General features: G+C 29.0%; 27 protein-coding genes. 22 read left to right on the top strand and 5 right to left on the bottom strand.

Annotation, left to right across the window (positions count from 1 at the left end; genetic code table 11):
* Positions 1 to 9: 9 nt before the first annotated feature.
* Positions 10 to 234, top strand: coding sequence for a 30S ribosomal protein S18 (rpsR, locus tag F594_RS0108160; protein WP_004825542.1), 225 nt, complete (start codon positions 10 to 12; stop codon positions 232 to 234).
* Between the two features lie 46 nt (positions 235 to 280).
* On the opposite strand, the gene F594_RS0108155 is transcribed toward rpsR, so the two are convergent.
* A complete protein-coding gene (locus F594_RS0108155; RefSeq protein WP_019035226.1) occupies positions 281 to 2008 on the bottom strand; it encodes a hypothetical protein in 1728 nt (575 codons plus the stop codon).
* Between the two features lie 165 nt (positions 2009 to 2173).
* On the opposite strand from F594_RS0108155, the gene hpf reads away from it, so the two are divergent.
* On the top strand, positions 2174 to 2704 hold the full coding sequence (hpf, locus tag F594_RS0108150) for a ribosome hibernation-promoting factor, HPF/YfiA family (RefSeq protein WP_009345580.1): 531 nt from the start codon (positions 2174 to 2176) through the stop codon (positions 2702 to 2704).
* Between the two features lie 91 nt (positions 2705 to 2795).
* Positions 2796 to 3674, top strand: coding sequence for a DMT family transporter (locus tag F594_RS0108145; RefSeq protein WP_019035225.1), 879 nt, complete (start codon positions 2796 to 2798; stop codon positions 3672 to 3674).
* A gap of 39 nt (positions 3675 to 3713) precedes the next feature.
* Here the strand turns inward: F594_RS0108145 and F594_RS0108140 are convergent, their stop codons facing one another.
* A complete protein-coding gene (locus F594_RS0108140; protein ID WP_019035224.1) occupies positions 3714 to 4310 on the bottom strand; it encodes a DUF4230 domain-containing protein in 597 nt (198 codons plus the stop codon).
* A gap of 10 nt (positions 4311 to 4320) precedes the next feature.
* Positions 4321 to 4692 carry a zinc ribbon domain-containing protein gene (locus F594_RS0108135; protein WP_019035223.1) on the bottom strand — a complete coding sequence of 124 codons (372 nt, stop codon included), beginning with the start codon at positions 4690 to 4692 and terminating at the stop codon, positions 4321 to 4323.
* 127 nt (positions 4693 to 4819) lie between these two features.
* Between F594_RS0108135 and F594_RS0108130 the strand changes: the two genes are divergently transcribed.
* Positions 4820 to 6139: a hemolysin family protein gene (locus F594_RS0108130; protein WP_019035222.1), complete on the top strand. Its 1320-nt coding sequence runs from the start codon at positions 4820 to 4822 to the stop codon at positions 6137 to 6139.
* A gap of 131 nt (positions 6140 to 6270) precedes the next feature.
* On the opposite strand, the gene F594_RS0108125 is transcribed toward F594_RS0108130, so the two are convergent.
* Positions 6271 to 7152 carry a YitT family protein gene (locus tag F594_RS0108125; RefSeq protein ID WP_009345486.1) on the bottom strand — a complete coding sequence of 294 codons (882 nt, stop codon included), beginning with the start codon at positions 7150 to 7152 and terminating at the stop codon, positions 6271 to 6273.
* A 307-nt stretch (positions 7153 to 7459) separates the two neighbouring features.
* On the opposite strand from F594_RS0108125, the gene F594_RS0108120 reads away from it, so the two are divergent.
* The 15 genes from F594_RS0108120 to F594_RS0108050 all read left to right on the top strand — a co-directional run bounded on the left by F594_RS0108120 (position 7460) and on the right by F594_RS0108050 (position 20482).
* Positions 7460 to 8725: a Glu/Leu/Phe/Val family dehydrogenase gene (locus tag F594_RS0108120; protein WP_009345600.1), complete on the top strand. Its 1266-nt coding sequence runs from the start codon at positions 7460 to 7462 to the stop codon at positions 8723 to 8725.
* A gap of 269 nt (positions 8726 to 8994) precedes the next feature.
* Complete coding sequence (locus tag F594_RS09775; RefSeq protein ID WP_019035221.1) at positions 8995 to 9165, top strand: hypothetical protein; 171 nt, start codon at positions 8995 to 8997, stop codon at positions 9163 to 9165.
* A gap of 307 nt (positions 9166 to 9472) precedes the next feature.
* Positions 9473 to 9811: an SdpI family protein gene (locus F594_RS0108110; protein ID WP_019035220.1), complete on the top strand. Its 339-nt coding sequence runs from the start codon at positions 9473 to 9475 to the stop codon at positions 9809 to 9811.
* Positions 9812 to 10442: 631 nt separating this feature from the next.
* Positions 10443 to 11060 carry an ATP-binding protein gene (locus F594_RS09330; protein ID WP_019035219.1) on the top strand — a complete coding sequence of 206 codons (618 nt, stop codon included), beginning with the start codon at positions 10443 to 10445 and terminating at the stop codon, positions 11058 to 11060.
* A gap of 92 nt (positions 11061 to 11152) precedes the next feature.
* Positions 11153 to 12967: a recombinase family protein gene (locus tag F594_RS0108100; protein WP_019035218.1), complete on the top strand. Its 1815-nt coding sequence runs from the start codon at positions 11153 to 11155 to the stop codon at positions 12965 to 12967.
* Positions 12968 to 13037: 70 nt separating this feature from the next.
* Positions 13038 to 13655 (top strand): TetR/AcrR family transcriptional regulator, encoded by a 618-nt coding sequence (locus tag F594_RS0108095; RefSeq protein WP_002838505.1) that lies wholly within the window; start codon positions 13038 to 13040, stop codon positions 13653 to 13655.
* A gap of 110 nt (positions 13656 to 13765) precedes the next feature.
* Positions 13766 to 14494 carry an ABC transporter ATP-binding protein gene (locus F594_RS0108090; protein ID WP_019035217.1) on the top strand — a complete coding sequence of 243 codons (729 nt, stop codon included), beginning with the start codon at positions 13766 to 13768 and terminating at the stop codon, positions 14492 to 14494.
* Positions 14469 to 16025, top strand: coding sequence for a hypothetical protein (locus F594_RS0108085; protein ID WP_019035216.1), 1557 nt, complete (start codon positions 14469 to 14471; stop codon positions 16023 to 16025). The genes F594_RS0108090 and F594_RS0108085 overlap by 26 nt, the downstream gene beginning before the upstream one ends.
* Positions 16026 to 16044: 19 nt before the next feature.
* Complete coding sequence (locus F594_RS0108080; protein WP_019035215.1) at positions 16045 to 16263, top strand: DUF1648 domain-containing protein; 219 nt, start codon at positions 16045 to 16047, stop codon at positions 16261 to 16263.
* A gap of 201 nt (positions 16264 to 16464) precedes the next feature.
* A complete protein-coding gene (locus tag F594_RS0108075) occupies positions 16465 to 16740 on the top strand; it encodes an autorepressor SdpR family transcription factor (protein WP_004825167.1) in 276 nt (91 codons plus the stop codon).
* Positions 16730 to 17329 (top strand): SdpI family protein, encoded by a 600-nt coding sequence (locus F594_RS0108070; RefSeq protein WP_019035214.1) that lies wholly within the window; start codon positions 16730 to 16732, stop codon positions 17327 to 17329. The genes F594_RS0108075 and F594_RS0108070 overlap by 11 nt, the downstream gene beginning before the upstream one ends.
* The gene (locus F594_RS0108065) at positions 17310 to 17618 is read left to right on the top strand and encodes a DUF1648 domain-containing protein (protein WP_019035213.1); all 309 of its coding nucleotides are present in this window, start codon (positions 17310 to 17312) and stop codon (positions 17616 to 17618) included. The genes F594_RS0108070 and F594_RS0108065 overlap by 20 nt, the downstream gene beginning before the upstream one ends.
* Positions 17619 to 17684: 66 nt before the next feature.
* Positions 17685 to 18395 carry an ABC transporter ATP-binding protein gene (locus F594_RS0108060; protein WP_009345518.1) on the top strand — a complete coding sequence of 237 codons (711 nt, stop codon included), beginning with the start codon at positions 17685 to 17687 and terminating at the stop codon, positions 18393 to 18395.
* Positions 18392 to 19939, top strand: a complete 1548-nt coding sequence (locus F594_RS0108055) for an ABC transporter permease (protein WP_019035212.1) — start codon at positions 18392 to 18394, stop codon at positions 19937 to 19939. The genes F594_RS0108060 and F594_RS0108055 overlap by 4 nt, the downstream gene beginning before the upstream one ends.
* 129 nt (positions 19940 to 20068) lie before the next feature.
* Positions 20069 to 20482 carry a DUF5301 domain-containing protein gene (locus tag F594_RS0108050; RefSeq protein ID WP_019035211.1) on the top strand — a complete coding sequence of 138 codons (414 nt, stop codon included), beginning with the start codon at positions 20069 to 20071 and terminating at the stop codon, positions 20480 to 20482.
* 258 nt (positions 20483 to 20740) lie between these two features.
* Here the strand turns inward: F594_RS0108050 and F594_RS09915 are convergent, their stop codons facing one another.
* Positions 20741 to 20899, bottom strand: a complete 159-nt coding sequence (locus tag F594_RS09915) for an Abi family protein (RefSeq protein ID WP_233428304.1) — start codon at positions 20897 to 20899, stop codon at positions 20741 to 20743.
* Between the two features lie 413 nt (positions 20900 to 21312).
* Here F594_RS09915 and F594_RS0108045 point away from each other — a divergent pair, with 413 nt between their 5' ends.
* Genes F594_RS0108045 through F594_RS0108035 form a run of 3 tightly spaced genes read left to right on the top strand, consistent with a single transcriptional unit; the run spans position 21313 to position 24569 of the window.
* Positions 21313 to 21636, top strand: a complete 324-nt coding sequence (locus tag F594_RS0108045; protein WP_019035210.1) for a hypothetical protein — start codon at positions 21313 to 21315, stop codon at positions 21634 to 21636.
* Positions 21629 to 22630 (top strand): V-type ATPase subunit, encoded by a 1002-nt coding sequence (locus tag F594_RS0108040; protein ID WP_009345496.1) that lies wholly within the window; start codon positions 21629 to 21631, stop codon positions 22628 to 22630. The genes F594_RS0108045 and F594_RS0108040 overlap by 8 nt, the downstream gene beginning before the upstream one ends.
* Positions 22631 to 22634: 4 nt before the next feature.
* On the top strand, positions 22635 to 24569 hold the full coding sequence (locus F594_RS0108035; protein WP_019035209.1) for a V-type ATP synthase subunit I: 1935 nt from the start codon (positions 22635 to 22637) through the stop codon (positions 24567 to 24569).
* Positions 24570 to 24576: the final 7 nt, after the last annotated feature.

Raw genomic sequence — 24576 nt, 5'->3', positions numbered from 1 at the left:
GGAGTAAAGGTGCAAAGAAGATTTACTAGGAGAAAAAAAGTTGATCCTTTTGAAAAGGATAAAACTAAAAAAATTGACTATAAAGATGTTGATATGCTAAGAAATTATATTTCTGAAAGAGGAAAGATTCTTCCAAGAAGAATTACAGGACTTAATGCAAAACATCAAAGAGAAATGACTGTAGCTATTAAAAGAGCTCGTCAAATCGCACTAATTCCATATAGTGCAGAATAATTAAATGAATAATAATTAAGAGCAAGGTTTTCTACTTGCTCTTATTTTATTTCTTGAAATCAATATTTATTATATTTTTTATGGGAATTAGTTTGTTGTAATATTTGAATATTTTTTTGCCCAAATTTGTAAATTCAAGTTTATCAAAGTCTTTGAAGATTCCAAGATCTATAAGTATTCCTATTATTGGTTCATATTCACCTTTATAAGAATAATTTTTTTCCAACTTATTTTCATCTATTTTGACGAATAAATCTATCATAAATTTTTTGATTTTATAAATCTTATTTTTTGAATACATATCTCTGTAAAATTCCTTATTAATTAAGGTTGAAAACCAAAGGGCTAATTTTTCATTATAATCTAAGTTTAGATATTTATATGCATTACTTGAAAGCTCATAAAGACCATGTTTAAATAAATTTTCCTTTTCAAGACTTATTATATTTTTTATTTTAGCAAATTTTAAAAATACCATAAGCTCAGGAAAGTGATATTCTCTTAAATTTTTAACATTTTTTGTTGCCTCTAGTCCCAGCTCTTTAGAAATACTTTTTACAACTGCAGGGGATAATTCTCCATTTTTGTTTTCGTATAAATAGTAATATTGTATATAGTCTATAAAATTTTCAAATTCATTAATGAATTTTGATTCTTCAAAATATGAATTTTTTATTATATCTAATAAAGTTTCATCTACAAAATAGCCTTCTATAGAGTTTTGGAGCAGATTTTGATATATAAAGGTATTGTCAATTGCCATATCTATAGATTTTATTGGCAAGTCATCAAAATTTTTATTATATTTTTTTATATATAAATAATAGTTTTTAAAGAGCATCAGAGAATTATTTAATTCACTCAAATTGCAAAATTGACCTCTTAAAGAGAGCTCATAATATATTTTTTTAAAATCTAGGTCCTTGTAGGAGGAATAATTCAAATCGTTCTTTTTTAAATATTCATCATATATTAAAGATACATAATACATTATTTCATCTCTATTTAGCTGAAAATTTTTTGTTGAGTTTGAGAGGCTCAAAGAAAATTTATTAAAAAGTTCTTTGTCTTCTTTTGAAAATGCCTTATTTAAAAATCTATTTTCTTGGTCTTCATCAAATCTCTCTTGGACATAGGTTGAATAATCAGATAGGGATGAACCATATACATAAAAAATATTAATAAGATTTTCTTTTAAATAAGATTTCATATCAGCAAATTTTTTTATATTTATTTTTTCGTAGTTTAAATAATCTCTCAAATCTTTAATTAAAAAATCTCTGAATTCATCATTAAAAGATGTATTGACTTGGACAATAACATATTCATTTTGGTACTTAGAAACCCTTAAAAAATAATTATTAAATTCCTTATTGATAAAATGTTGACTATCATAGGCTTTTATCTTTATATTTAAAATCAGATCTCTTAAATAAATATATGAACCTTCAATTTCTTCTACTGTGAAAATTGAAGAGTATGATGAAAAAATAAAATCAAAATATTCATCTAAGTTAAATTCACTAAAGCCATCTATATAATCATCTCCTATATTATTGGTGATGTAGTCTTTGCTAAAGGTTAAATTGCTTTTAGTATCAAATAGTATCCAGCCTGCAAAAGCGCTTTTATTCATAAAAGGAAATATATCGGATTCTTCCTTTTCTTCGTTTAAAGTGTCAGGATAAGTGGAATCATTAAAATTAATATTATTCTTTGCTTTTTCAAGGATTAATGAAGTTGTTAAACTAAATATATCTAATTTATTAATCATATTTCACCTTTTTGTAAAATAAGCTTTTAAGCTAAATTTGTTATAAATTCTTTCATGCTTGATTATACCAATAATAATGTCAAAAGTATATTAAAAGAAATTTTAGGATTAAATTATTAAATTTGGGTATAATCTTTATAAGAACATTGTAAAGGAGTGCATTATATGTTACTAGAATTAGTTGGAAAAAATATTGATTTAAAAGAAGGTTTAAAGGACCAAGCACAAAAAAAGTTTTCCAAATTGGACAAATATTTTGCTGAAGAAGTTCAAGCTAGGGCTGTTTTTTCTAAACAAAAGAATGGTCAAAAAGTTGAAGTAACAATATTTTTGCCCGGTACAATTTTAAGAGCCGAAGAAACATCACAAGATATGTTTGTTTCAATTGACAAAACTGTAGACAAGCTCGAAAGACAGGTTAGAAAGTATAAGACAAGACTTAAAAAAAGATATCAAAATAATGAAACAATAAGGTTTGATAATTTTGACAAGGAACCGGCGCAAAAAGAAGAAGATAAAGATATCAAAAAAAGAAAAACATTTACTCTAAGACCTATGCATGAAGATGAGGCTATACTTCAAATGGAGTTGTTAAATCATAATTTCTTCATTTTCAAGAATGCAGAAAATGATAAAATTGAAGTTTCCTACAAGAGAAGTGATGGGGATTACGGTATTATTGAGGTAGATGGTTAATATTAAATTAGAGGTGCTTAGGCACCTTTTTTTAATGGAAAAAATTTTTAAATAGTAGTATCATTGTTTATGTGATTTACTGGGAGGCTTTATGAAAAATAAACTTGGTTATCTATATGCTATTAGCTCAGCTATTATTTATGGAATAATGCCAATATTTACAAAATCTTTAATAAATTTCGGGATAAATCCCATAACATCATCTTTTTATAGAATGTTTTTGTGGCTTTTGCCTATCTTTATTTATTGTAAATGTATTATAAAGATTGATTTATCTTTAAAAAAGAAAGAATTAATAGAAGTTTTTTTGGCAGGAGCCCTTTTTGGCGGGACATCTATAACCCTATTTTCATCATATAAATATTTAGGGGCAGGTTGTGCAGAATCTATTCACTTTATTTATCCTTGCATAATTTTTATTATTATGTCTTTTGTTTTTAAAAATAAGCCTAGTAAAGCTGAAATTCTAGCACTTATTTTATCTTGTATAGGTGTTTTAATGTTGGCAGATTTTTCTGATGTTCATGAGCTAAGCGGAGTAATTTATGCAGTTGCATCAGCTTTTTTCTTTGCTTTTTATTCTGTATCCATAGAAAAATCAAATATGCCAAATATGAATGTCATGAAAAGTTTATTTTATGTTAATTTTTTTGGAGCAATTGTCATAGGTCTTTATGCGCTTGTATTAAAAATTCCTATTAAATATGATTTTAGCCATGGACAATGGGGATTTTTACTTGTATATTCATTTTTCTTAACAATAGGTGCGACTCTTTTGTATCAATTGGCAATATTTAAAATTGGAGCTACAAAAACAGGAATTTTATCTACGGCTGAGCCAATAGTTTCATTAATTGCTGGATTTATAATTTTTAGTGAAGATATGGGGATAAATAAAATAATTGCAATAATTTTTATAGTTCTTGCAGCAATATATATTGTGAGAAGGCAAGATAAGGTAAATGAATAAAAAAAGAAAGTAATTGTTAATATTACTTTCTTTTTTAGATTATTTCATTGAAACTTTTATCTGATAAGCCCTCAACAGATCGTCAACATTTAAAATTTCTTCTATAGCTTTTTGCGTTTTGTCATCAGCTTCCTTTAACAAGCCTTTTTTTATCGCATCTTTTTCCACTACAGTCTTTTGGTCAGTAGAAAAATTTTTATAATCTTCAATTTTAATGGGATTAAATATTGAATTTTTTTCATCAAAAACTTTAATAGATTTCTCATCAATTGTGTGGCTTAGTATCTTTGATTTTGGAATTTTAATATTTATTGTTTTGTCATGAATTTGTATGTCAAGATTTTCTAAATCAACTCCAGCACAAATAAAACCCTCATAAGCGACAATAAATTTTTTATCCGTAAAGGGTACTTTCCAACCATAAAAAGTAGACTGATTTGAAAATTGCCCCATATTTTTGTAATGGTATTTAACAGTTATAAGCTCCTTTACACCTATTAATTTACTTGAAATTAGAGAAGAGGAAATCTCTGGTGTTAAATCACTTTTAGCTTCATTCATTCCAAAGAAAAAAGCTCCCATACCTACTGTTATTAATAAAATTAAAAGCGTTAATTTTCGTTTTATAAATTTCAAAATTTACCTCCTATAATTTCTGTCCACATTTTGGACAATATAAAAATTCTTTATCGGTTTTATAGTTGCAATTTTTACAAATTTTAAAATTACTATTTTGTTCATATTCAATTTCTATTAAGTCATCTTCATGAATAATTACATCTATAGAATTTTCTATTTTTTGACCAAGACTTTTATCTAGACCATAAATTCTATCACAACAAGTTGTTTTAACAAAATATTTTTTATTGAATTTTAGAATGGTTATAAAAAATAAGCTCAGTTTAAAATAAGTCATAAATACTTGGTAGCGACCATAGGCGCCACAGGAGTGCACGAACAAATCTCCATCATAAGATAAATCATCTTTACCATTTGTTATTCCACAAATAAAAAACATTAAATCACCTCTAGATTTTTACCCATTTTATAAATCTATAATAATTTTTTTAAAATTATATTAAATTATAGCAAGAATATAAATTTATTGATATAATAAGCATATTATATCATTTGGAGGAATATAAATGGACGAGGGCGCTGCCCTTTGGGCAAAGCTAATATTAATTGTTTTTTTAACTATGGTGAATGCTTTTTTTGCATCTGCAGAAATGGCAATGGTTTCAGCTAATAAAAATAAAATAAAGGAACTAGCTGAAAAAGGAAATAAAAGAGCTAAAACTCTATTAGAAACTTTAAAAAATTCCACAAGATTTTTGTCTACAATTCAAGTCGCTATAACCTTAGCGGGATTTTTCTCATCTGGTTCAGCAGCTACTTCAATATCAAGAGTTTTTGGTGATTATTTAAGGGAAATAAATATCCCTTACGGAACAACCATTTCTTTTATAGTAGTAACTTTAATTTTGTCATATATCTCACTTGTTTTTGGTGAACTTGTACCAAAAAGAATTGCTCTTTATAATGCTGAAAATGTCGCATTAAGAGGTGTTTATGCTGTAAAAATCACATCAATAATTTTTGCACCCTTTGTAAAACTCTTATCTATTTCAACAGTTTTAGTTTTAAAACTTTTGGGCAAGTATTCAGAAGATGTTGAAGAACAAATTTCTGAAGAAGAATTAAAATCCTATATAAAAGTATCTCAAGAACAGGGGGTTATCAACTCTACTGGTGAAGATATGATAATAAATATTATGGATTTTGATGACAAGATGGCTTACGAAATAATGACACCAAGGACAGCTATATTTATGGTGGACTATGATGAATTTAGCGTGGATTCAATTTCTGAAATATTGGCAACAGGGTATTCAAGGATGCCTGTATATAGAGAAAATGCAGACAATATTATAGGGATTATTAATATAAAAGATTTATTTATAGAGTATGAAAAAAATAATTATAAAAATTTCAACCTAGATAAATGTTTAAAGACGCCATACTTTGTCCCTGAAACTAAAAAAATTGATAGGCTCCTAAAGGAACTTCAAACAAGCAAGAATTATGTAGCTATATTAATTGATGAATATGGTGGTTTTTCTGGTATGGTTACAGTTGAAGATATAGTTGAAGAAATTGTTGGGGAAATTGAGGATGAATATGACAGAAATACTCCTAGTATGGAAAAAATTGGTCCCAACGAATACATGGTTGACGGCTATATGACTATAGAAGATATAAATGAAGAGCTAGATACTAAACTATTTTCAGAAAATCATGAAACTATATCTGGTCTTATAATAGAAAAATTAGGGTATATACCTGAAGAAAATGAAAAGAAACAATTACAGGTTAAGACTAATGGTGTAATGCTTACAGTCCTTGCAATAAAAGATAAAAGAATTGTTAAGGCTGCTTTAAAAATTTTAGATAGTAAAAAATAAAATAAAGGGTGATGCAAAAAATTCTTTGCATCATCCTTATTTAATATATAAAAGTATTCGATTACAGGAAAATATAAAATATATTTCCAAGAGATTTATATTTATAAAAGCCTATTTAAAATATCTATTCTTTAAAAATTAATGGACTTGAATCCCTTTCCCATAATTTCAGATGTATCGGAAATTGCCATAAAGGCTTTAGGGTCAATTTCATGAACAATATTTCTAACAGTAACTAGCTGATGGGAGGAGCAAATAATATAAACAAGATACACATCTTTTCCTAAATATGCAGTCTGCCCCTTTAAGAAAGTTGCACCTCTGTGGACTTTTTTATGAACCTCTTTGGCTATTTCATCGTGATAATCTGAAATAATAAATATCTGTTTTTGTCTGCCAACACCCATTTGAATCATGTCAATAACCTGATATGAAATAAATAATAAGATAAGTGTGTACATGGCTTTGTCCGCTCCGTGATAAATGCCTGAAAGAGAAATTATACATAAGTTAATAGCCATAAGGACATTTCCAAGCTGAATATTAAAATACTTTTTAAAAATTGCCGCTATAATATCAAGACCACCTGTGCTTGTTCCAAATAAAAACATAAGTCCACCACCTACTCCATTAATTAAACCACCAAATATGGCAGCAAGTAGTGGATCATGGGTTAAAGCTAGGCCATGGAAAACTTTTTCTAATACTGACACTATGAAAGAAATAATTAAAACGCTTATAGCTGAGAAAAATGTAAAATCTTTCTTTAAAAAAAACATGGATAGTAAAAATGTTGGAAAGTTTAGCAGTAAAATTAAAATAGAGAGATTAGTATTTGTAATTTGATTAATAAGAACAGCTAAACCTGTAAGCCCACCACTTATTAGAGCATTGGGTCTAATAAAAAATAGTATGGCACACGCAATTAGGAAATTACCAATAATAAGAATGAAAAATTTCTTAAAAAAATCTCTGTTGAAAATCTCATTTATAGAAGATTTAAAAAAATTCATTTTTACCCCCGAAGTTAAAATACTTAAATGTATTGTAACATATTTCATAAAAATCAAGAAAAAATTTAAATATATATTTGTAAAAATTTTATAAGAAATTCAAGCAATTCTTTATTGCAATAATCAGTTTTTACGGAATAACTTTACATAAGGGAGGAGATTTTAAAAATCGCAAAATAATGTCAAGAAAACGTTAAAAAACGTAAAAAAAGTTGGCGAACTTGAAAAGAAAATTTCCCTATGATATAATCCAATTGTATGGAATTGTTAATACAATACATAACAGAGATAAGGAGAGTGTATAAAAATGACAGATAATTTAAATCCATTGTTATCAGCTCAAGCAAAGGTTAAAAATGCTTGCGATAAACTTGGAGAAGATCCAGCAGTTTATGAACTTTTAAAAGAACCACAAAGAGTTATAGAAATTAAGATTCCAGTAAAAATGGATGACGGAAGCCTTAAGACTTTCAAAGGTTGGAGAGCTGCTCACAATTCAGCAGTAGGTCCAGCTAAGGGTGGAGTTCGTTTCCATCAAAACGTAAACGCAGACGAAGTTAAAGCTCTTTCTCTTTGGATGACTTTTAAAGGTGGAGCACTTGGTCTTCCATATGGTGGAGGAAAAGGTGGAATTTGTGTAGATCCATCTGAACTTTCTGAAAGAGAACTAGAACAACTTTCTAGAGGTTATATCAGAGGACTTTATAGATACTTAGGCGACAGAATTGATATTCCAGCACCAGACGTTAATACTAACGGACAAATCATGTCTTGGATGATGGACGAATATATCAAAGTAAATGGCGACAAGATGGATCTTGGATGTATCACAGGTAAGCCAGTAGAATTTGGTGGTTCTCAAGGAAGAAACGAAGCAACTGGATTTGGTGTTTCTATAGTAGTTAGAGAATCTGCTAAGAGATACGGCATCGAAATGAAAGGTGCAAGAGTAGCTGTTCAAGGTTTCGGTAACGTAGGTACTTTCACAGTTAAAAACATTGCTAGACAAGGTGCAAAAGTTGTAGCACTTGCTGAATGGGATAAATCAAAAGGAAACTTCGCTCTTTATAACGAAGACGGAATTAACTATGAAGAATTATTTGCTTACAAAAATGAACACCACACAGTATTAGGATTCCCAGGAGCAAAAGAAATTTCTGCTGATGAATTCTGGACTGGAAAATATGATGTTTTAGTACCAGCAGCTCTTGAAAATGTAATCACTTATGATGTTGCTAAAAAACTTAATGTAAAATTAGTTTGTGAAGCAGCTAATGGACCTACAACTCCAGAAGGAGATAAGGGACTTGCAGAAGTTAATATTCCACTAGTACCAGATATCTTAACTAACTCTGGTGGAGTTCTTGTTTCTTACTATGAATGGGTTCAAAATCAATATGGATATTATTGGACTGAAAAAGAAGTTGAAGAAAAACAAGAAGCTGACATGATGAAAGCTATCAATGGAGTATTTGGTATAGCTGATGAATACAAAGTAACTCCAAGAGAAGCTGTTTATATGTATGGTGTTAAATCACTAGCTAAAGCTATGAAATTAAGAGGATGGTATTAATTCCTATTAATTTGAATTTTTAGAGACCGTTTAGGCGGTCTCTTTTTTTATGTTCTAAAAGTTATATATTTTTACTAACAAATTTTTTATGAAATAAACAAGGGCAAAAGTGAAATTGAAAATAATTATATAAAATAATATTATTATAACAAATTTTCTAATATATAGATTTATTTTTTGGGATATGTCCTATGAAATCCATAGAAAAATTTTAAATAAGAAAATAGGATAGATTTTATAGATTTTTTTAAGGGAGAGGAGAAATAAAAATGGGAAAAAAGAACCTGTGGTTAGTAATAACAATTTTAGCATTTATTGCACTCATAGCTTCAATATATATGCCCTATAAAACGGGGAAAACTGAATATGCATGGATCATCGGTTCAATGATTTTTGGTATAGGAAGTGGAGATAAGTATAAAAAGTTAAAAAATAAATAAAATAAGTCAAATTTATCTGACTATTAAAAATTACTGGGACTAACAAAAGATGGATATAAATGTGTTTAACTCAGGATAAAAGAGAAGTAAAATTTAAACAATTCTAGAGATAGGGATGTTTTTTAGTTAGTTGATGGTATCCTATTAAAGGACATATTCAAACATACAAGACTTTTTAGAAATATAAATTTTTATTCATACCGACAGCTAAAGCCATATGTAGAGTGTAGTGCTGATGTCAAAAATAAGATTATAGGTTATAATAGTGTTGAAAATAGTAGCTTTTAGGATTTTTAGAGGGTTTTGTATGAATTTTGAAAAAATTGTAATTAGTTTATTACCTATAGCAGGATTGTTTTTGTCTTTCTTTTATAAGTATAAAGCAAATGGAAATATCAGTAAGTATAGTGGATTTAGAACAGCATTAAGTATGAAATCAAAAGAAAACTGGAATTATGCCCATAAGTATGCAGCTAAACTTTTTCGCATATATACTATATTTTTTATATTACTAAATATTATAATAATATTTAGTAATAGTCTAACCAATACAACTATGACAATCATAGTTGTATTGCAAATGCTATTCTACTTCATCATTGGATATAAAGTTAATAATGCTTTGGCGAAAAAAGAAAATATTTAGAATCTATAAGAATTAAAAAAAGATAAAGTTATGTATATTGAAAATGAAAAAATAAATCGCTAATACAAGGTGACGACATTGAGTCTAGGGGTGTAGGATTAATTCTTATAATTTTAGCTGCTAATGCAATTGTTGTATGAACACAAATGTAAATACAATTATTAATGCTAATGTAATAGTGAAGGTAGCGGTGGATTCAATTACAAATTAACGAATATAAAAGATTATAGTTTATGATGAAAATCTTAAAGTAATATTTAAATCTTCAGTTTAAGTTGAAATAGAAAATTGACAAGAATAAAAACTAAATATTCAATCAAACCAACAGAACCCGACATACCTCTTAAAGCGGTGTAGATCGGGTATTTTGATTGCAAAAAAGCCCCGACATGTATGGTAAGGGCTTCTTCATTAGGAATTATATCATAAAGATTTAAATATAGAATAGTGACAAATACTTGAATAAAAACTGAACAAATACTTGAATGGAAAGGCTAAACACTAATTTAAAAACATGTCCCATATGGAATTATTTCTAAATAGATTTGAATTATATGACCTTACACTTTAAAATATACTTAGATTAAGTTCCAAAACGGAAATAATTCTAAATAGGAAGAGGCGTAGGCGTATGGAAATAAAACGTGATTATTATTTAGATAAATTAATACGAAAAAAAGACAATGGGTTCATTAAGATTATTACAGGAATAAGAAGAAGTGGCAAATCTTATTTGCTTAATAATCTATTTTATAATTATTTGACCCAAAGTGGAGCTGATGAAAACCATATTATAAAATTTGCCTTTGATTCGGCTAGGGATTTATTAAAAATTGGCGAAAATTTAATGGATTTAGATCTACTAAGTGGTGAAAGATTAGTAGATCCTAAAAAGTTTTTAGACTATATTATGAGCCAAACGAATGACAGCGAAAAATTTTATATCCTCTTAGATGAAGTTCAATTGCTTAAATCTTTAGAGCAAGTCTTAAATGGATTTTTGCGTCAAGATAATTTTGATGTTTATGTTACTGGGAGTAATTCTAAATTCTTATCTAAAGATGTCATTACTGAATTTGCAGGTAGGGGTGATGAGATCCATATTATGCCCCTTGTATTTTCTGAATTTCTTCAAACTTATGATGGCGACAAAGAAGATGCTTTTGCTGAATATCAAGTTTACGGCGGTTTACCCGCTGGAGCTTTAATGAAAATAGATGAAGATAAGATGAATTATCTAAAGGAGTAATAGAATTAAGGAGAACACTTAATCACTGTTTTAGTGATATATGTACTTCTTAATTCTTTTTTATTTAAGAAATTAAGAGGAAGGAGGAAAAAGTGAGGAATTTTGAAAAGATAACAGCACTCTATGATAGATTAAGTCGAGATGATGAACTAGAAGGAGAAAGTAACTCAATCGTTAATCAAAAGAAAATCCTTGAAGAATATGCAAGTAAGAATAATTTAACCAACATCATCCATTTTACAGATGACGGAATAAGCGGAACACAGTTTGACAGACCAGGCTTTATGGAAATGATGAATGGAGTAAATACTGGAAATATCGGTTGTATCATCGTAAAGGATATGAGTAGACTCGGCAGAGATTATCTCAAAGTCGGTCAATGTATGGAGATATTAAGACAAAAGGGCGTAAGACTGATTGCTATCAATGACAATGTAGACAGCTTTTACAGAGAAGATGATTTTACCCCTTTTAGAAATATTATGAATGAATGGTATGCAAGAGATACTTCAAGAAAAATACAATCTACATTTAGATCAAAAGGAGAAAGCGGAAAGCATACGGCAAGCACTCCACCTTATGGCTACATCAAAGATGAAAAAGACAAAGATAAGTGGGTTGTAGATGAAAAAGCAGCCGAGATAGTAAGACGAATATTTAACCTGACCATGCAAGGTAATGGTCCGTATCGAATAGCAAAAATATTGGAAGCAGACAAGATAGATATACCCGCTTATCATCAACAGAAATTGGGATATGGACTACATCAAAGCAAAAATTTTGAACATCCTTATCGTTGGTGCAGTTCTACCATTGCAAGTATCTTAAAGAAAAAAGAATACTTAGGTCATACAGTCAACTTCAAAACAAGAAAGCATTTCAAGGATAAGAAAAGTAAATATGTATCCGAAGATAACTGGCTGATATTTGAAAATACCCACGAAGCAATCATAGACCAAGAAACCTTTGATAATGTGCAAAGGATAAGAGGAAATGTAAAAAGGTATCCTGATGGTTGGGGTGAATATCACCCACTGACAGGACTAATGTATTGTGCTGATTGTGGTAGTAAGATGTATGTTCATAGGACAAATAATTACAAGAATATCCCTTATTACAATTGCAGTAATTATAAGAAAGTACCTTGCGGAACGCTATGTCCATCAGCTCATAGGATAAAAGCAGAAGTAGTCATAAACCTTATCCAAGAAATATTAAAAGATATAAAAAATTATCTTGATGAAGATAATGAAGCATTTATTCACTCCATTCAAAATGAAATGGAAGAAAAGGAAAAGGCACATATAGAAAAGAAAAAGATAAGATTAACAGAAAGCCAAAACAGGCTTCAAGAGCTGGAACGATTGATGTGCAGAATTTATGAAGATATGATTTTAAATAAGATACCGAATAATCGCTATGAAATTTTAAATAACCAATATGAAACTGAGCAACTCACGTTAAGTAAAGAGATTAGAGACTTAGAGCTTGTAATATCAAGATATGAAATGGAAACAGATAAGGCAAGAAAATTCATATCCCTTATTAGTCGTTATGAAAACTTTGATAATCTCACAAACACAATGATAAATGAGTTTGTAAAGAAGATAATCATTCATGAAAGAGATAGGAAAGGCAGTCAAACATCAAAGCAAAAGATAGAAATATATTTTAACTTCATAGGAAATTATGAAGTGCCAAAAGAAGAGTTAAGCGAAGAAGAACGATCAAAACTTGAGGAAGAAGAACGAAAAATTAAAGAGAGAAGAGACAGACTTCATCAAAATTATCTAAAGCGTAAAGCAAATGGAAAACAACAGGAGTATGAGGAAAGGTATAAGGAAAGTAGAGAACAGAAAAAACAGGAGAAGCTAAAGAGTTTAAGAAAAGACTATGAAAAAGCATAAAATAACAAGATTAAAATCAATTGACAATTTGTCAGTTTAGATGTATTATATAAATAATAGGAGGTATAAAATGAGAGATGTAAAAGAACCTGAAATACGACGTGCAGAGATTATGGATGCTGCAATGATACTCTTTATGGAGAAAGGATATACTAATACAACAACTCAGGATATAGTTGATAAAGTAAATATATCAAGAGGGTTGTTATATTATCACTTTAAGAATAAAGAGGATATCTTATATTGTCTTGTAGAACAATATTCAGATAGACTACTGAAAGATATTTATATTATTGCTTATGATGAAGATAAAACTGCCATAGAAAAAATCAGATCTTTTATAGATGTCACAATTATATCTTCAGAAAATATTTCAGCAGAGGGTACAGTGCTACAAAAAACAATTGACCTTAAAGAAAATCAATATATGATAGATAAGTTATCCCATAAGCTTGTTGAAAAACTGACAATATATTTTGAAAAGATTATAAATCAAGGAATAATGGAAAGAGTTTTTTCTGTAAAATATCCATTAGAAACAGCAGAGTTGCTTATGACAGCTTATGTTTTTGTTTCAAATAACATAAGTATAAGATATTTAAAGGAAGAACCTGTTGATAACTACTTAAATGCATTTAAGATAATGCTTGAACAAAGCTTAAATACGAAAAAGCTCTTTAGTAATTAAAAAAGAATAGAATGTTTGCAAGGAGAATAATTTGCCGATAGCTACTGATACACAAGTTATCGGTTTTATTTCAAGGAATAACTGACAAATTGTCAATGGAGGTGGAAATTATGTTAGAGATAAAGAATTTTAGTAAATTCTATGGGAACAAAAAGGCTGTTGAAAACTTATCCATTTCAGTACAGTCTGGAGATATTTATGGATTCATTGGTGCAAATGGAGCCGGAAAAACTACAACGATAAAAGCGGTAGTTGGAATTCATGATTTTGAGAATGGAAGTATAACGATTGACGGGCATTCTATTAAAGAAGAGCCTGTTATTTGTAAGAAAATAATGGCATACATTCCGGATAATCCGGATTTATATGAACATCTGACAGGATTTCAGTACATCAATTTTATTGCTGATTTATTTGAAGTTTCTACTGAAATACGCAGAGAAAGAATTCAGAGATACGGCGATTTATTTGAAATGACGAAACATCTTTCGGGAATGATATCTTCGTATTCACATGGCATGAAGCAAAGAACGGCGATTATTTCTGCACTGGTGCATTCTCCAAAGTTACTAATTTTAGATGAACCTTTTGTTGGACTTGATCCGAAAGCAACTTTTCTACTAAAGAAAATAATGCACGAATGCGTATCAGATGGAGGAGCTATTTTCTTTTCAACACATGTATTGGATGTTGCAGAAAAATTATGTAATAAAATTTCAATTATAAAAAATGGAAAGTTAATTGCGAGCGGAAATACAGAAGAAGTCAAAGGCAATAAATCTTTGGAAACTTTTTTCATGGAGGTGCAGGATAATGAGCAAAATTTGGATACTAATTAGAGCACAATTGATAAATTTCTTTCCGATCAACGAAATGAAAGAGCCGGGAAATAAAAAACAAAGTTCAATTGTTATTGCAAGTTTTGGAATAATAACTCTTGCTATATTTTTCTTTGTTTATAATATCATAACAGCCAAAACATTGGTACAACTGGGACAGCAGGAGTTGATACCGGCATATATGGTATCGGTATCAAGCTTTGCAATGTTATTTTTGACAATATTTTATTCGAATGGGATTTTATTTGGCAGTCGTGATATGGAAAATCTTTTGTCATTGCCTGTAAAAAGTTCGGATATTATAAGCAGCAAGTTTATGTTTATGTATTTATTGAATTTTTTAATAGGATTGATGTTTATGCTTCCGGGGGGAATTGTTTGGGTGTTAAACGGAAGTTTAAATGCATTACAGATTATATTGTATTTTACTTCCATAATTTTTGTTCCGTTGATACCTATGTGTATAGCAGCATGTATGGGAATCATTATTGTTGTTGCTTCATCTTTCTTTAAGAGAAAAAATGTTATTGCTTTAATTTTTTCATTTGCAATGATAGGGATAATTGGATATATTGCAGTGTCAGCTATGAAATCAGGTAATGAAAATAGTATTGGGATTATGCTTTCTAAGCAAATTACCGGATTGTACCCGTTATCTAAGCTATTTATGGAATACTATAATTTTCCAATTTACATTGGAGTAGGATTATTTATTGTTCTTTCAATAGTATTTTTTTATATATTTGCCAAAGTGGTTTCATTGAAGTATGGGTTGCTTAATACTCTTGCTAAAACAACAACAAGATATTCTGACAACAAAAATTCGAATAATAGAAAATCAGTATTTTTTGCCCTATATAAAAAAGAAATGGGACTGTTTCTAAATTCATATATGGCAGTATTGAATGCAGGTCTTGGTGTAATACTTTTATGTGTTTTCAGCATATTTCTTCTTTTTAATTCTTTACAACAAATAGGGGAATATTCGGGAATCGAAAATGTTAATGAATATCTTTCAAATTTTGCTCCGATGTGTATTGCTTCAATGTTTTTACTTAGTTGTCCGGCAGCATTTTCCATATCTTTAGAAGGTAAAAATGTTTGGATTTTGCAAAGTTCTCCTATTAGGGTAAAAACGATTTTAAATTCTAAGATTGCAGTAAATCTTACGCTTCATTTAATTGGATATATTGTTTCTATGTTTATATTTTTGCTAAAGCTTGATATGGAAATTATTCAAACCATCAGCTTAATAATTGTTCCTATTTGTTATTCCATTTTTATAACAGTGATTGGAATTTCTTTGAATAAAAAATTCCCTAACTTTGAATGGGAAAGTGAGATGATGATAGTAAAACAGAGTATGCCTGTTATTTTATCTGCAATTATTGGAATGGCTGCATTAGTTATACCAATTCTTTTCCATTGGTTTTTGCATTTTTCTATAGTACCTACATTATTGGGAGTAGCACTTATTTTGCTCGTTATTGCGGGTGGCGTTTATATAAAAACTTGTAGATTAAATTTTTAGTTTAAGGAGGAGATGTTCTATGAAAAAAAGATTTTTAAAAGATGTATTGGTGTTGATAGGGATAATGTTTGTAATATTTATTGTTTGCATATTTCTCCCAGAGAAAATTCCTGTTCATTTCAATGCAAAAGGAATCCCCGATATGTTTGCTAATAAATATTATCTTCTATTTGCTGCGGTTATTCCATATTCTGCATATTGGAAATTCGTACGAGGAAGAAAAAACAGGAAAAGCTAAAGGTTTTGAAAAGAGCAGGGATACCGGGAAAAGAATATGAGCGTATTAGCAATAGCTAATAGTGATCGAATAGTATGTAGGTAATTCGAAAAATTTCAAAATAGAATTGACATTGTTTGCGAAAGGTAGTACAATCTATTTAGAAATAAATCGAAATAGTTTTATGACGAGCATTAAAATAGATTAGAAGAGGTAAATTTAGTGGGATTTCCGAATACATTTAAAGCATTAGCAGATCCTGTGAGGCGTGATATTTTACTTTCCTTAAAGCAAAAATCACTTACAGCGGGAGAAATTGCTGAAAAATATGATTTATCTAACTCAACCATATCTTATCATTTATCCTTACTAAAAAAGGCAGAGTTGGTAACAGAGAGAAAGTACAAGAATTTCATATACTATGACATAAATATATCCGTATTTGAGGAAATGATAATTTGGTTATCACAGTTTCAAGGGGTGGAAAATGAAGAATAAAAAATGGTATGTGGTAATAATACTGCTTAGTTTTTCGGCAAGTATCTATCTATTAACTACTGGAAACCGAGAAATTGGTTTTTATAAGTTGTATATATTACCAATAATAGTTTCAGCATTTAGCATAGGCTTAGACATTATAGGTGGAAGACTTGCGAAAAAGGATAGGCTGCCACATAAATTAATATTGCCAATTGCAATGAGCGTTCCTGTGCTATTTGCCATATCACAATATGGGAAGTATATTCTTGATCAATCGAATGAAAACTATACTCAGGAAATAATGCATGTATTAGTAGCTTTAATTATTATCGCAGTTGGAAATTATTTGCCTAAAACAAAGCCAAGTCGGTTTATAGGTCTAAAATTTTTCTGGCTTTTAGATAAACCTGTACTATGGTTTAAAGTGCATAGGTTGGCAGGTTATTTGTGGATTTTATCTGGAGTTTTGATGCTCTCTTTTGGAGTTTCAAATAAATGGTTTTGGATAGTGGGTTATGCAACGCTGCTATATGTCATTCCGTTGATATATTCCATTGTGTTATTAAAAAAAGAAAAGGAGGAGAAAAATGAAATCATCAAAGATTAAGCACCTGATTATCAGTAGTATTTTATGTTTAGCCACAGTTGGCATTTTCTTGGTATTTGGTAAAAATTTACCTGATGTAGTACCGGTACACTGGGATTCATCTGGAAATGTTAATGGTACGATTGCTAAAACTTATTTAACTTACGGAGCTCCATTTGCATATTTACTTATTAACTTTATTGCATTTGCGAAGTTTCAAGGAAGTGAAAAAGCAACATGGAAATACTATCTTGTACCATTAAGTGTAATAACAATTAGTTTCTTGGTAATATTTTTAGCTTTGAGATAAGAACATAGTGCAGAGTAAAATAGCTCCAGACAGATTATTCTGCTGGGGCTATTTTTAGGAGGAATTATGCTGAAAATAAGTAATTTTTCGAAAACCTATAGTAATGGTTATGTTGCAATTGCTAACTTAAATTTAACAGTAGAAGCGGGTGATATATATGCTTTTATTGGCTCTAATGGTTCAGGTAAGACATCAACTATAAAGGCTATCGTGGGAATCCATGATTTTGATGGTGAAATCATTGTTAACGGTAAAAAAGTAAACAGAAAAAATGAAGTTTATAAAAAAGATATTGCTTATATACCGGATAATCCGGATGTATATGAAAACTTGACAGGATTTCAATATGCCAATTTTGTATCTGATTTATACGAGGTCGAAAAAAATATAAGAGAAGAAAAGTTAGAATATTTCTCAAACTTGTTTGAAATGAAATCCTTTCTAAACAATAGAATTTCATCCTATTCACATGGGATGAAACAAAAAATTGTAATTATCTCAGCATTGATTCATTCCCCTAAGTTATTAGTAATGGATGAGCCTTTTGTGGGATTAGATCCTAAATCATCATATTTACTAAAAGAAGAAATGAGAAAATTAGCGAGAAATGGTGGAGCAATTTTCTTTTCAACACATGTTTTAGAAGTTGCAGAAAAGTTGTGTAATAAGATTGCCATGATAGATAATGGACATTTGATTGTTGAGGGGGAAACAACAGAAATATTAAAAAATTCTGATGGATTAGAGCAATATTTTATGGAGATGATTAAAAAATGAAAAATACTATCATACTTGTAAAAAATCAAGTTATTAATCTCCTTAATATCGGAAACGAAGAGAGAAATAAAAAAGAAACATTGATATATACTTCATTAAGTTTATTTTCTGTATTTTTGTTGGTTTGTTTGTATAATTTTTTTTCAATAAAATCGATTATAGAAATGGGTTTATATAAGTATGCTGTATCATATGGGGTCTCCATATCATTTTTCTTTGTGGTTTTAGCAACGATTTTTAAAAGTAATTCTATTTTCTTTTATAACAAAGACTTTGAAATGCTTAGTTCTTTCCCGATAAAAAAATCTGAAATCATTGCAAGTAAGTTTTTTATACTATATTTAATAGATTTAATTATATGCGAAAGCATATTGTTACCGGATGTGATGTTATTAGTATTTAAACAATACATCTCAATTGAGCTATTTTTTATTTTTTTGGTAACAAGCATAATTATCCCTATCATCCCTATGTGTGTAGCTTCTGGTTTAGCGATTTTAATCGAGATGTTAGGTAGTTTATGTAAAAGAAAAAATATTGTGAATATCATATTATCATTCTTGCTTTTCATGGGATATTTTATAGCTATATCAATGAATCGTGGGGTGAAATATTCAGCGTTAGAAAAAATTATTGAGAATAAGCTTATAAAAATATTTCCTTTAGCAAAGTTATTTTATATAGGAGAAGGTTTATACATTGGACTTGCTATTTTCGTGTTAGCTTCAGCTGTAATATTCGGTTTGTATTGCACTTTGACGATGAAAAATTATGATAAAATACACCTATTTCTAAATAGAAGTTTTCAAGGGAAAAGAGATGCTAACTTAACTATTAAGATAAAGACACCATTTAGAGCATTGTTTGAAAAAGAATTGAGACGGTATTTAGGCTCAAGCAGTTATGTAATAAATACTTCTTTGGGAATTATGGTTTTGTGTTTTGTATCGTCTAGATGTATTCTATTTGGAATTTCTAATATAGAAAATCTGTTTGAAATAAGCTCATTGGAATTAATCCTTACTCAATACGGATCATTGGTCATTGCTTCGTTTCTAATAATGTCATGCACTACATCATCCTCTATATCGTTGGAAGGCAACAACCTATGGATATTGCAATCATCACCAGTGTCTATTGTAAAAGTTGTAAACAGCAAAATAGCAGTAAATATCTTAATACACTTTATAGGATATTTTTTCGCAGTTACAATGATTTTCTTGAAAGTTAAATTAAATGTGATTCAAATGATTTTGGTATTGGTTGTTCCGATATGTTACTCGTTATTTATTTCTGTAGTAGGACTGTATCTTAACATAAGATATATGAAATTAAAATGGAATGATGAGATAAGTGTAATAAAGCATAGTACAGCAGCCATACTAACCAATTTTATTGCAATATTTATGATTGCAGTTCCTGTTATAATGATGATTTTCTTGCATTTGTCATATCAAGTAACGATGCTTATAATATGCACCTTAATGCTAATTGTTTGTCAAAAATTATATAGAGTTACTCTATCTGTAAATTTGTGCAAGTGATGCGAAGAAAATACTCATGACTTAATAGTAAAACTAAATACAGAAATAATTCCAAGAGGACCTTTTACGCCAAAGTGTAGAATTGTACCGAGGGAGAATTACAATAAATAGAAAAAGGAGATGAAAACTATGAAAAAATATCTTGGAATGGCATTAGTTTTAATCACTATTTTGTCATTAACTGCATGTGGTAGTAATAAAAAAATAAATCTACCAAAAGCCGAAGAAATAAAAGAAATTGAAATTATGAAAAACACTTCAGAAGATCGTTTGAAAATTGAGAATCAAGATGAAATAGCAGTCATCATTGCAGACATTGAGGGAAACACCAATGATACCGGTAGGGAAAGTGTTAACGATCAGCCCACAAATATTAATGATTATCTTATCTTTAAATTCCATCACAAAAATGCAGTAGATAGTCCAAGCATAGTGTATTTATATAAAGACAAAAACATTAGCTATATTGAACAGCCATATTCAGGTATTTGGAAATTAAGAGAAGAAATATTTGATAAAATCAGTGGTAACATGATTAAATAATGATAATCAACAAAGCCATGCTTATCGAGCTTTGCAAGTTATGAGTTTCTATTAGATGAAATCCGTAAAACGTCTACTAATACCTTAGAGTTGGAAAAGAGCTTTTCATCTATACTAAAATTAGCTGAAAAAATAGGAAAATCGAAATGAATATGATGAAGTTGTTTAATAAATTGAGGATATTCGTGAGCAAATAAAAAAAGAAATAGCTAAGTTAATAACCACTTATTATGAAATCCTGAAATTGCAAATATGTCATCAATTGAGATACTGGTAACTTTCTTTATATCTCTCACCAAAAGCTCTAGCAATTTTATTTTGAAGAGATTCATCTAGGTAATTATAAAAATAAGATATATTTCCAAAAGTAAGGAAATTTACAAGAACCAAAAGAGGAATAATGTCATGCTTTTTTATATAATGCTTAATAGATTTCTTACCATTTGAATTTTCATTTTCTCTACTTATGGCATTGGATAATGTTCATATATTTTTCAAAACATAATTTAGTTGATGCTTTTATGTAGAATAATTTTCAATTTTTAATTAAGGATATAGTCCATCTCTGTGTAAGTCTGAAAATTACAAGCACAGGATGTTTTCAGAAGTTTCTCAAAACGGGGCATAGAAGAAAAAATCACAATTTTATAAATACTGACAGCTCAAGCTAGCTTGAGCTTATTTTTAATCATTTATTTGAGGCTTTTAATCCCTAAATTTCAACTGTTTAACCGCAATGAAAAAAATTTTTCAAAACCTATTGATTAATTAAATAAAAGGAATATAATCATATTGTTGGCGTAATTTTATTTTAAAGGAAGGGGAGAAGTTTGAAAGAGAGCATAGATAGTATAATTGCCATAGACAATAAGACTAAGGAAATGGTTAACAAAACCAACAAAGAAATCTTTGATCTCAGAGAAGATTTACAAAAAAGGATTATTGATATGGAAAATAAAACTCTTGAACAAGCAAAGGACCTTGCAAAGAGTAAATATAATGAAATCACAAAATCATTTGAAGATAAAGCTTCCTTAATTCTAAGCGAGAACAGAAAGAGGCTTAAAAAAGTTGAAGATGATTACAACAAGGAAGAAAACCATTTAATTGATAAGGCTTTAAAAATTATCTTAGATGAGGATGATTATGAGTAATTTTGTAGCTATTAATGCAAAAATTGATGCTATGTATTCTAAACTTTTAAGCCCTGAGGACTTTGAACCTTTAATTTCAACAAATTCTTTTAAGGATACTGTTGAATTTTTAAAATCGAAGGAACTTTTTAAAGACTTAAATTTTGGAATGAATACTAATGAAGCTGAAAGTGCTTTAGATACGTTTTTGTATGAGCAACTTAAAAGACTTATTTCTTATTTAAGCGGTCCTTATAGGGATTTTCTTAATGAATATATTAGAGTAAAGGAATATAATGACCTTAAGAAAGCTCTTAGATTTCTAGTAAGAGATAGAAACAAGGAAACTTATGAGTTTTCGTTAAATGGTAAGACTTTTGATATTGCCGATATGGATTTAAAAACTTTTGTTGAGAAGTGTAAAAATTCTATTTATTATAGAACTTTAAGAACCTACATTGATGAACCAAGTGATCAAATATTGTTCTATATGGAAATGAACCTTGATAAATTGTATTATACAAGGATTATTGAATGCGTAAAAGCCTTTTCCAAAGAAAACAAAGAAGAGTTTACAGAAATTTTTGGCAGAAAAATAGATATAGCAAATATTATTTGGATTTATAGAGGTTCTGTAAATTACAAATTGTTAGATGAAGAACTGATAAATTTTATAATATTTGGTGGCAAATACTTAAATTTCCAAACTTTAAGGGAATTATCGCATCTCGATAATATTAAGGGTTTTAAATCTATTCTTAGTAAGACACCTTATGATTTTTTATTTAATGAGAATGGAGAAACTATAGCAAATGTTTCTGTTAGCGCCAATAGGCTTTGCTATGACTTTGCGTGCAAAGAATTCAGAAAAACTCACAGTAATTTTGGTCATTTATTGAGTTTTATAGTAGTTTTTGAGGCCCAACTTAGGGATATTAAAATCTTTATGGAAGCCCAAAGACTTGATATTGGCAAAGGTAAAGTTAGTGATTACCTTGTAAATGTAAGGAAGTGAAATTATGGCAGTTGAAAAAATGAGAATGATGAATGCCATGGCACCTTTAGATAATATGGATAATATAATATTGGATATTCTAAAGGTAAAATCGGCTAAATTTGTTTCTTCTCAAGCACAACTAGATGAAAATAATTTTGTATTCAGTCTTGAAGATGAAAGAAATCTTGAAAGGAATATAGAATTAAACTATATAACAACCTTTAAAAGTAATATTAAAAATCAAGAAACTGTAAAAAGAGCCAGAGAAATTATGGAATTTTTGCAAATTGATAAAATTGATGAAGAATTTCTAGATAAAATTGATTTATCTATTGATTTTGAAAAGTTTTATCAAATAATGCGAGAAAAAATGGTTAAATCTACAGAAACTCGTGAAAAGTTAAAGGCTGTTGAAAGTATAGAGGAAAATTATAAATTATTTAAAAATGTTAATTTAGATCTTTCTGAAATCTCCAACATGGAATATTTTACAGTTAGATTCGGGATTTTAGATAAAGATGGAAGGTTAAGGCTAAAAAAATCTTATGATACTATTGTTGCTATGATTTTCCATACAGCAACTATTGACAACAATGAAATCTATCTTGCTATTTATCCTAATGATATGCAAAGCGAAATGGATAGGGTTCTAAAGTCATTAAACTGGAGGGACATTGACCTTTCTGTAAATGAAAAGGGAACAGCTAAAGAAATTCTTCTTAATTTAAAGAAAACTGAAACAGATTTAAAGAAGGAACTTTTTGATATTGAATCTTTTAAGAAAGATTTGTATACAAATAAGAGGGATAAATTGATGGTTACTCTTGCTTCAATGCTTGTTTATGAAAAGATTGAAGAGGTTAAAAAGTATTTAACAAAGAGTAAAAAGTACTTTTATATGTCCTGCTGGGTTGGGGTTTCTGATATAGATAAACTGGCTAATATATTATATGCTTATGATGATGTAAGTGTAGCTTTTATTGAGCCGGAAGACAGTGTAAATCCACCTACTAAATTAAAAAACTTAAATTTTTTTAAACCCTTTGAACTTTTAATAAATATGTATGGAACTCCTAATTATCGTGAAATTGACCCAACACCTTTCTTAGCGATTACTTATATGATACTCTTTGGAGCTATGTTTGGGGACTTAGGTCAAGGGGCTGTGTTTTTTATAGGAGGAATTCTTTTAGCAAGAAAAAGCAAAAACTTTGGAGAACTTTTGATGAGAATGGGTCTTTCATCATGTATATTCGGTATTTTATACGGTTCAGTTTTTGGAAGAGAAGATATATTAAAAGGTTTATGGTTTAAACCTTTTGATAATATAAATAAAACTCTTGTTATTGCCATTTATTTTGGTATAGGTCTTTTATTTATATCTTATATATTGGGAATTGTTAATAGGCTTCTTAGAAAGGAAACTTTTGATGCCATATTTGACAAGGAAGGATTTATGGGAGTCATAATATTCTTTGCTATGATTAATATAGGCATGAATGTTATGGGAGCTCAAGGATTAATTAATAATGGTGTTTCCTTAGCTTTGATAATATTAGCTCTTGTGCTTATGATTTTAAAGAGGGCTATAAAATCTGCGGTAACTAAAGAAATACCTGAAATTTCTGCTGGAGATTACTATATAGAAGGAGCGTTTGGACTTCTTGAAGCACTTTTATCTACAATGAGTGGAATTATTTCTTTCATAAGGGTTGGTGCTTTTGCTATTAACCACGTTGGTTTATTCTTAGCTTTCCAAACTTTAGCTCAAATGATAGGTAAGTTCCCAGGAAATTTATTAATTTTAATTTTAGGTAATATTGTTATAATATGCCTTGAAGGTCTTATTGTATTTATTCAATCTTTAAGACTTGAATATTATGAAATGTTTAGTAAATATTATAAGGGTGATGGATATGAATTCCGCCCAGATTATGTAAATTTAAAAGAAAATTAAAGGAGAG

Source organism: Peptoniphilus lacrimalis DSM 7455 (genome assembly GCF_000378725.1).
In the GTDB taxonomy this organism is placed as follows: Bacteria; Bacillota; Clostridia; order Tissierellales; family Peptoniphilaceae; genus Peptoniphilus_A; species Peptoniphilus_A lacrimalis.
This window is presented reverse-complemented; position numbering and strand designations above follow the sequence as displayed.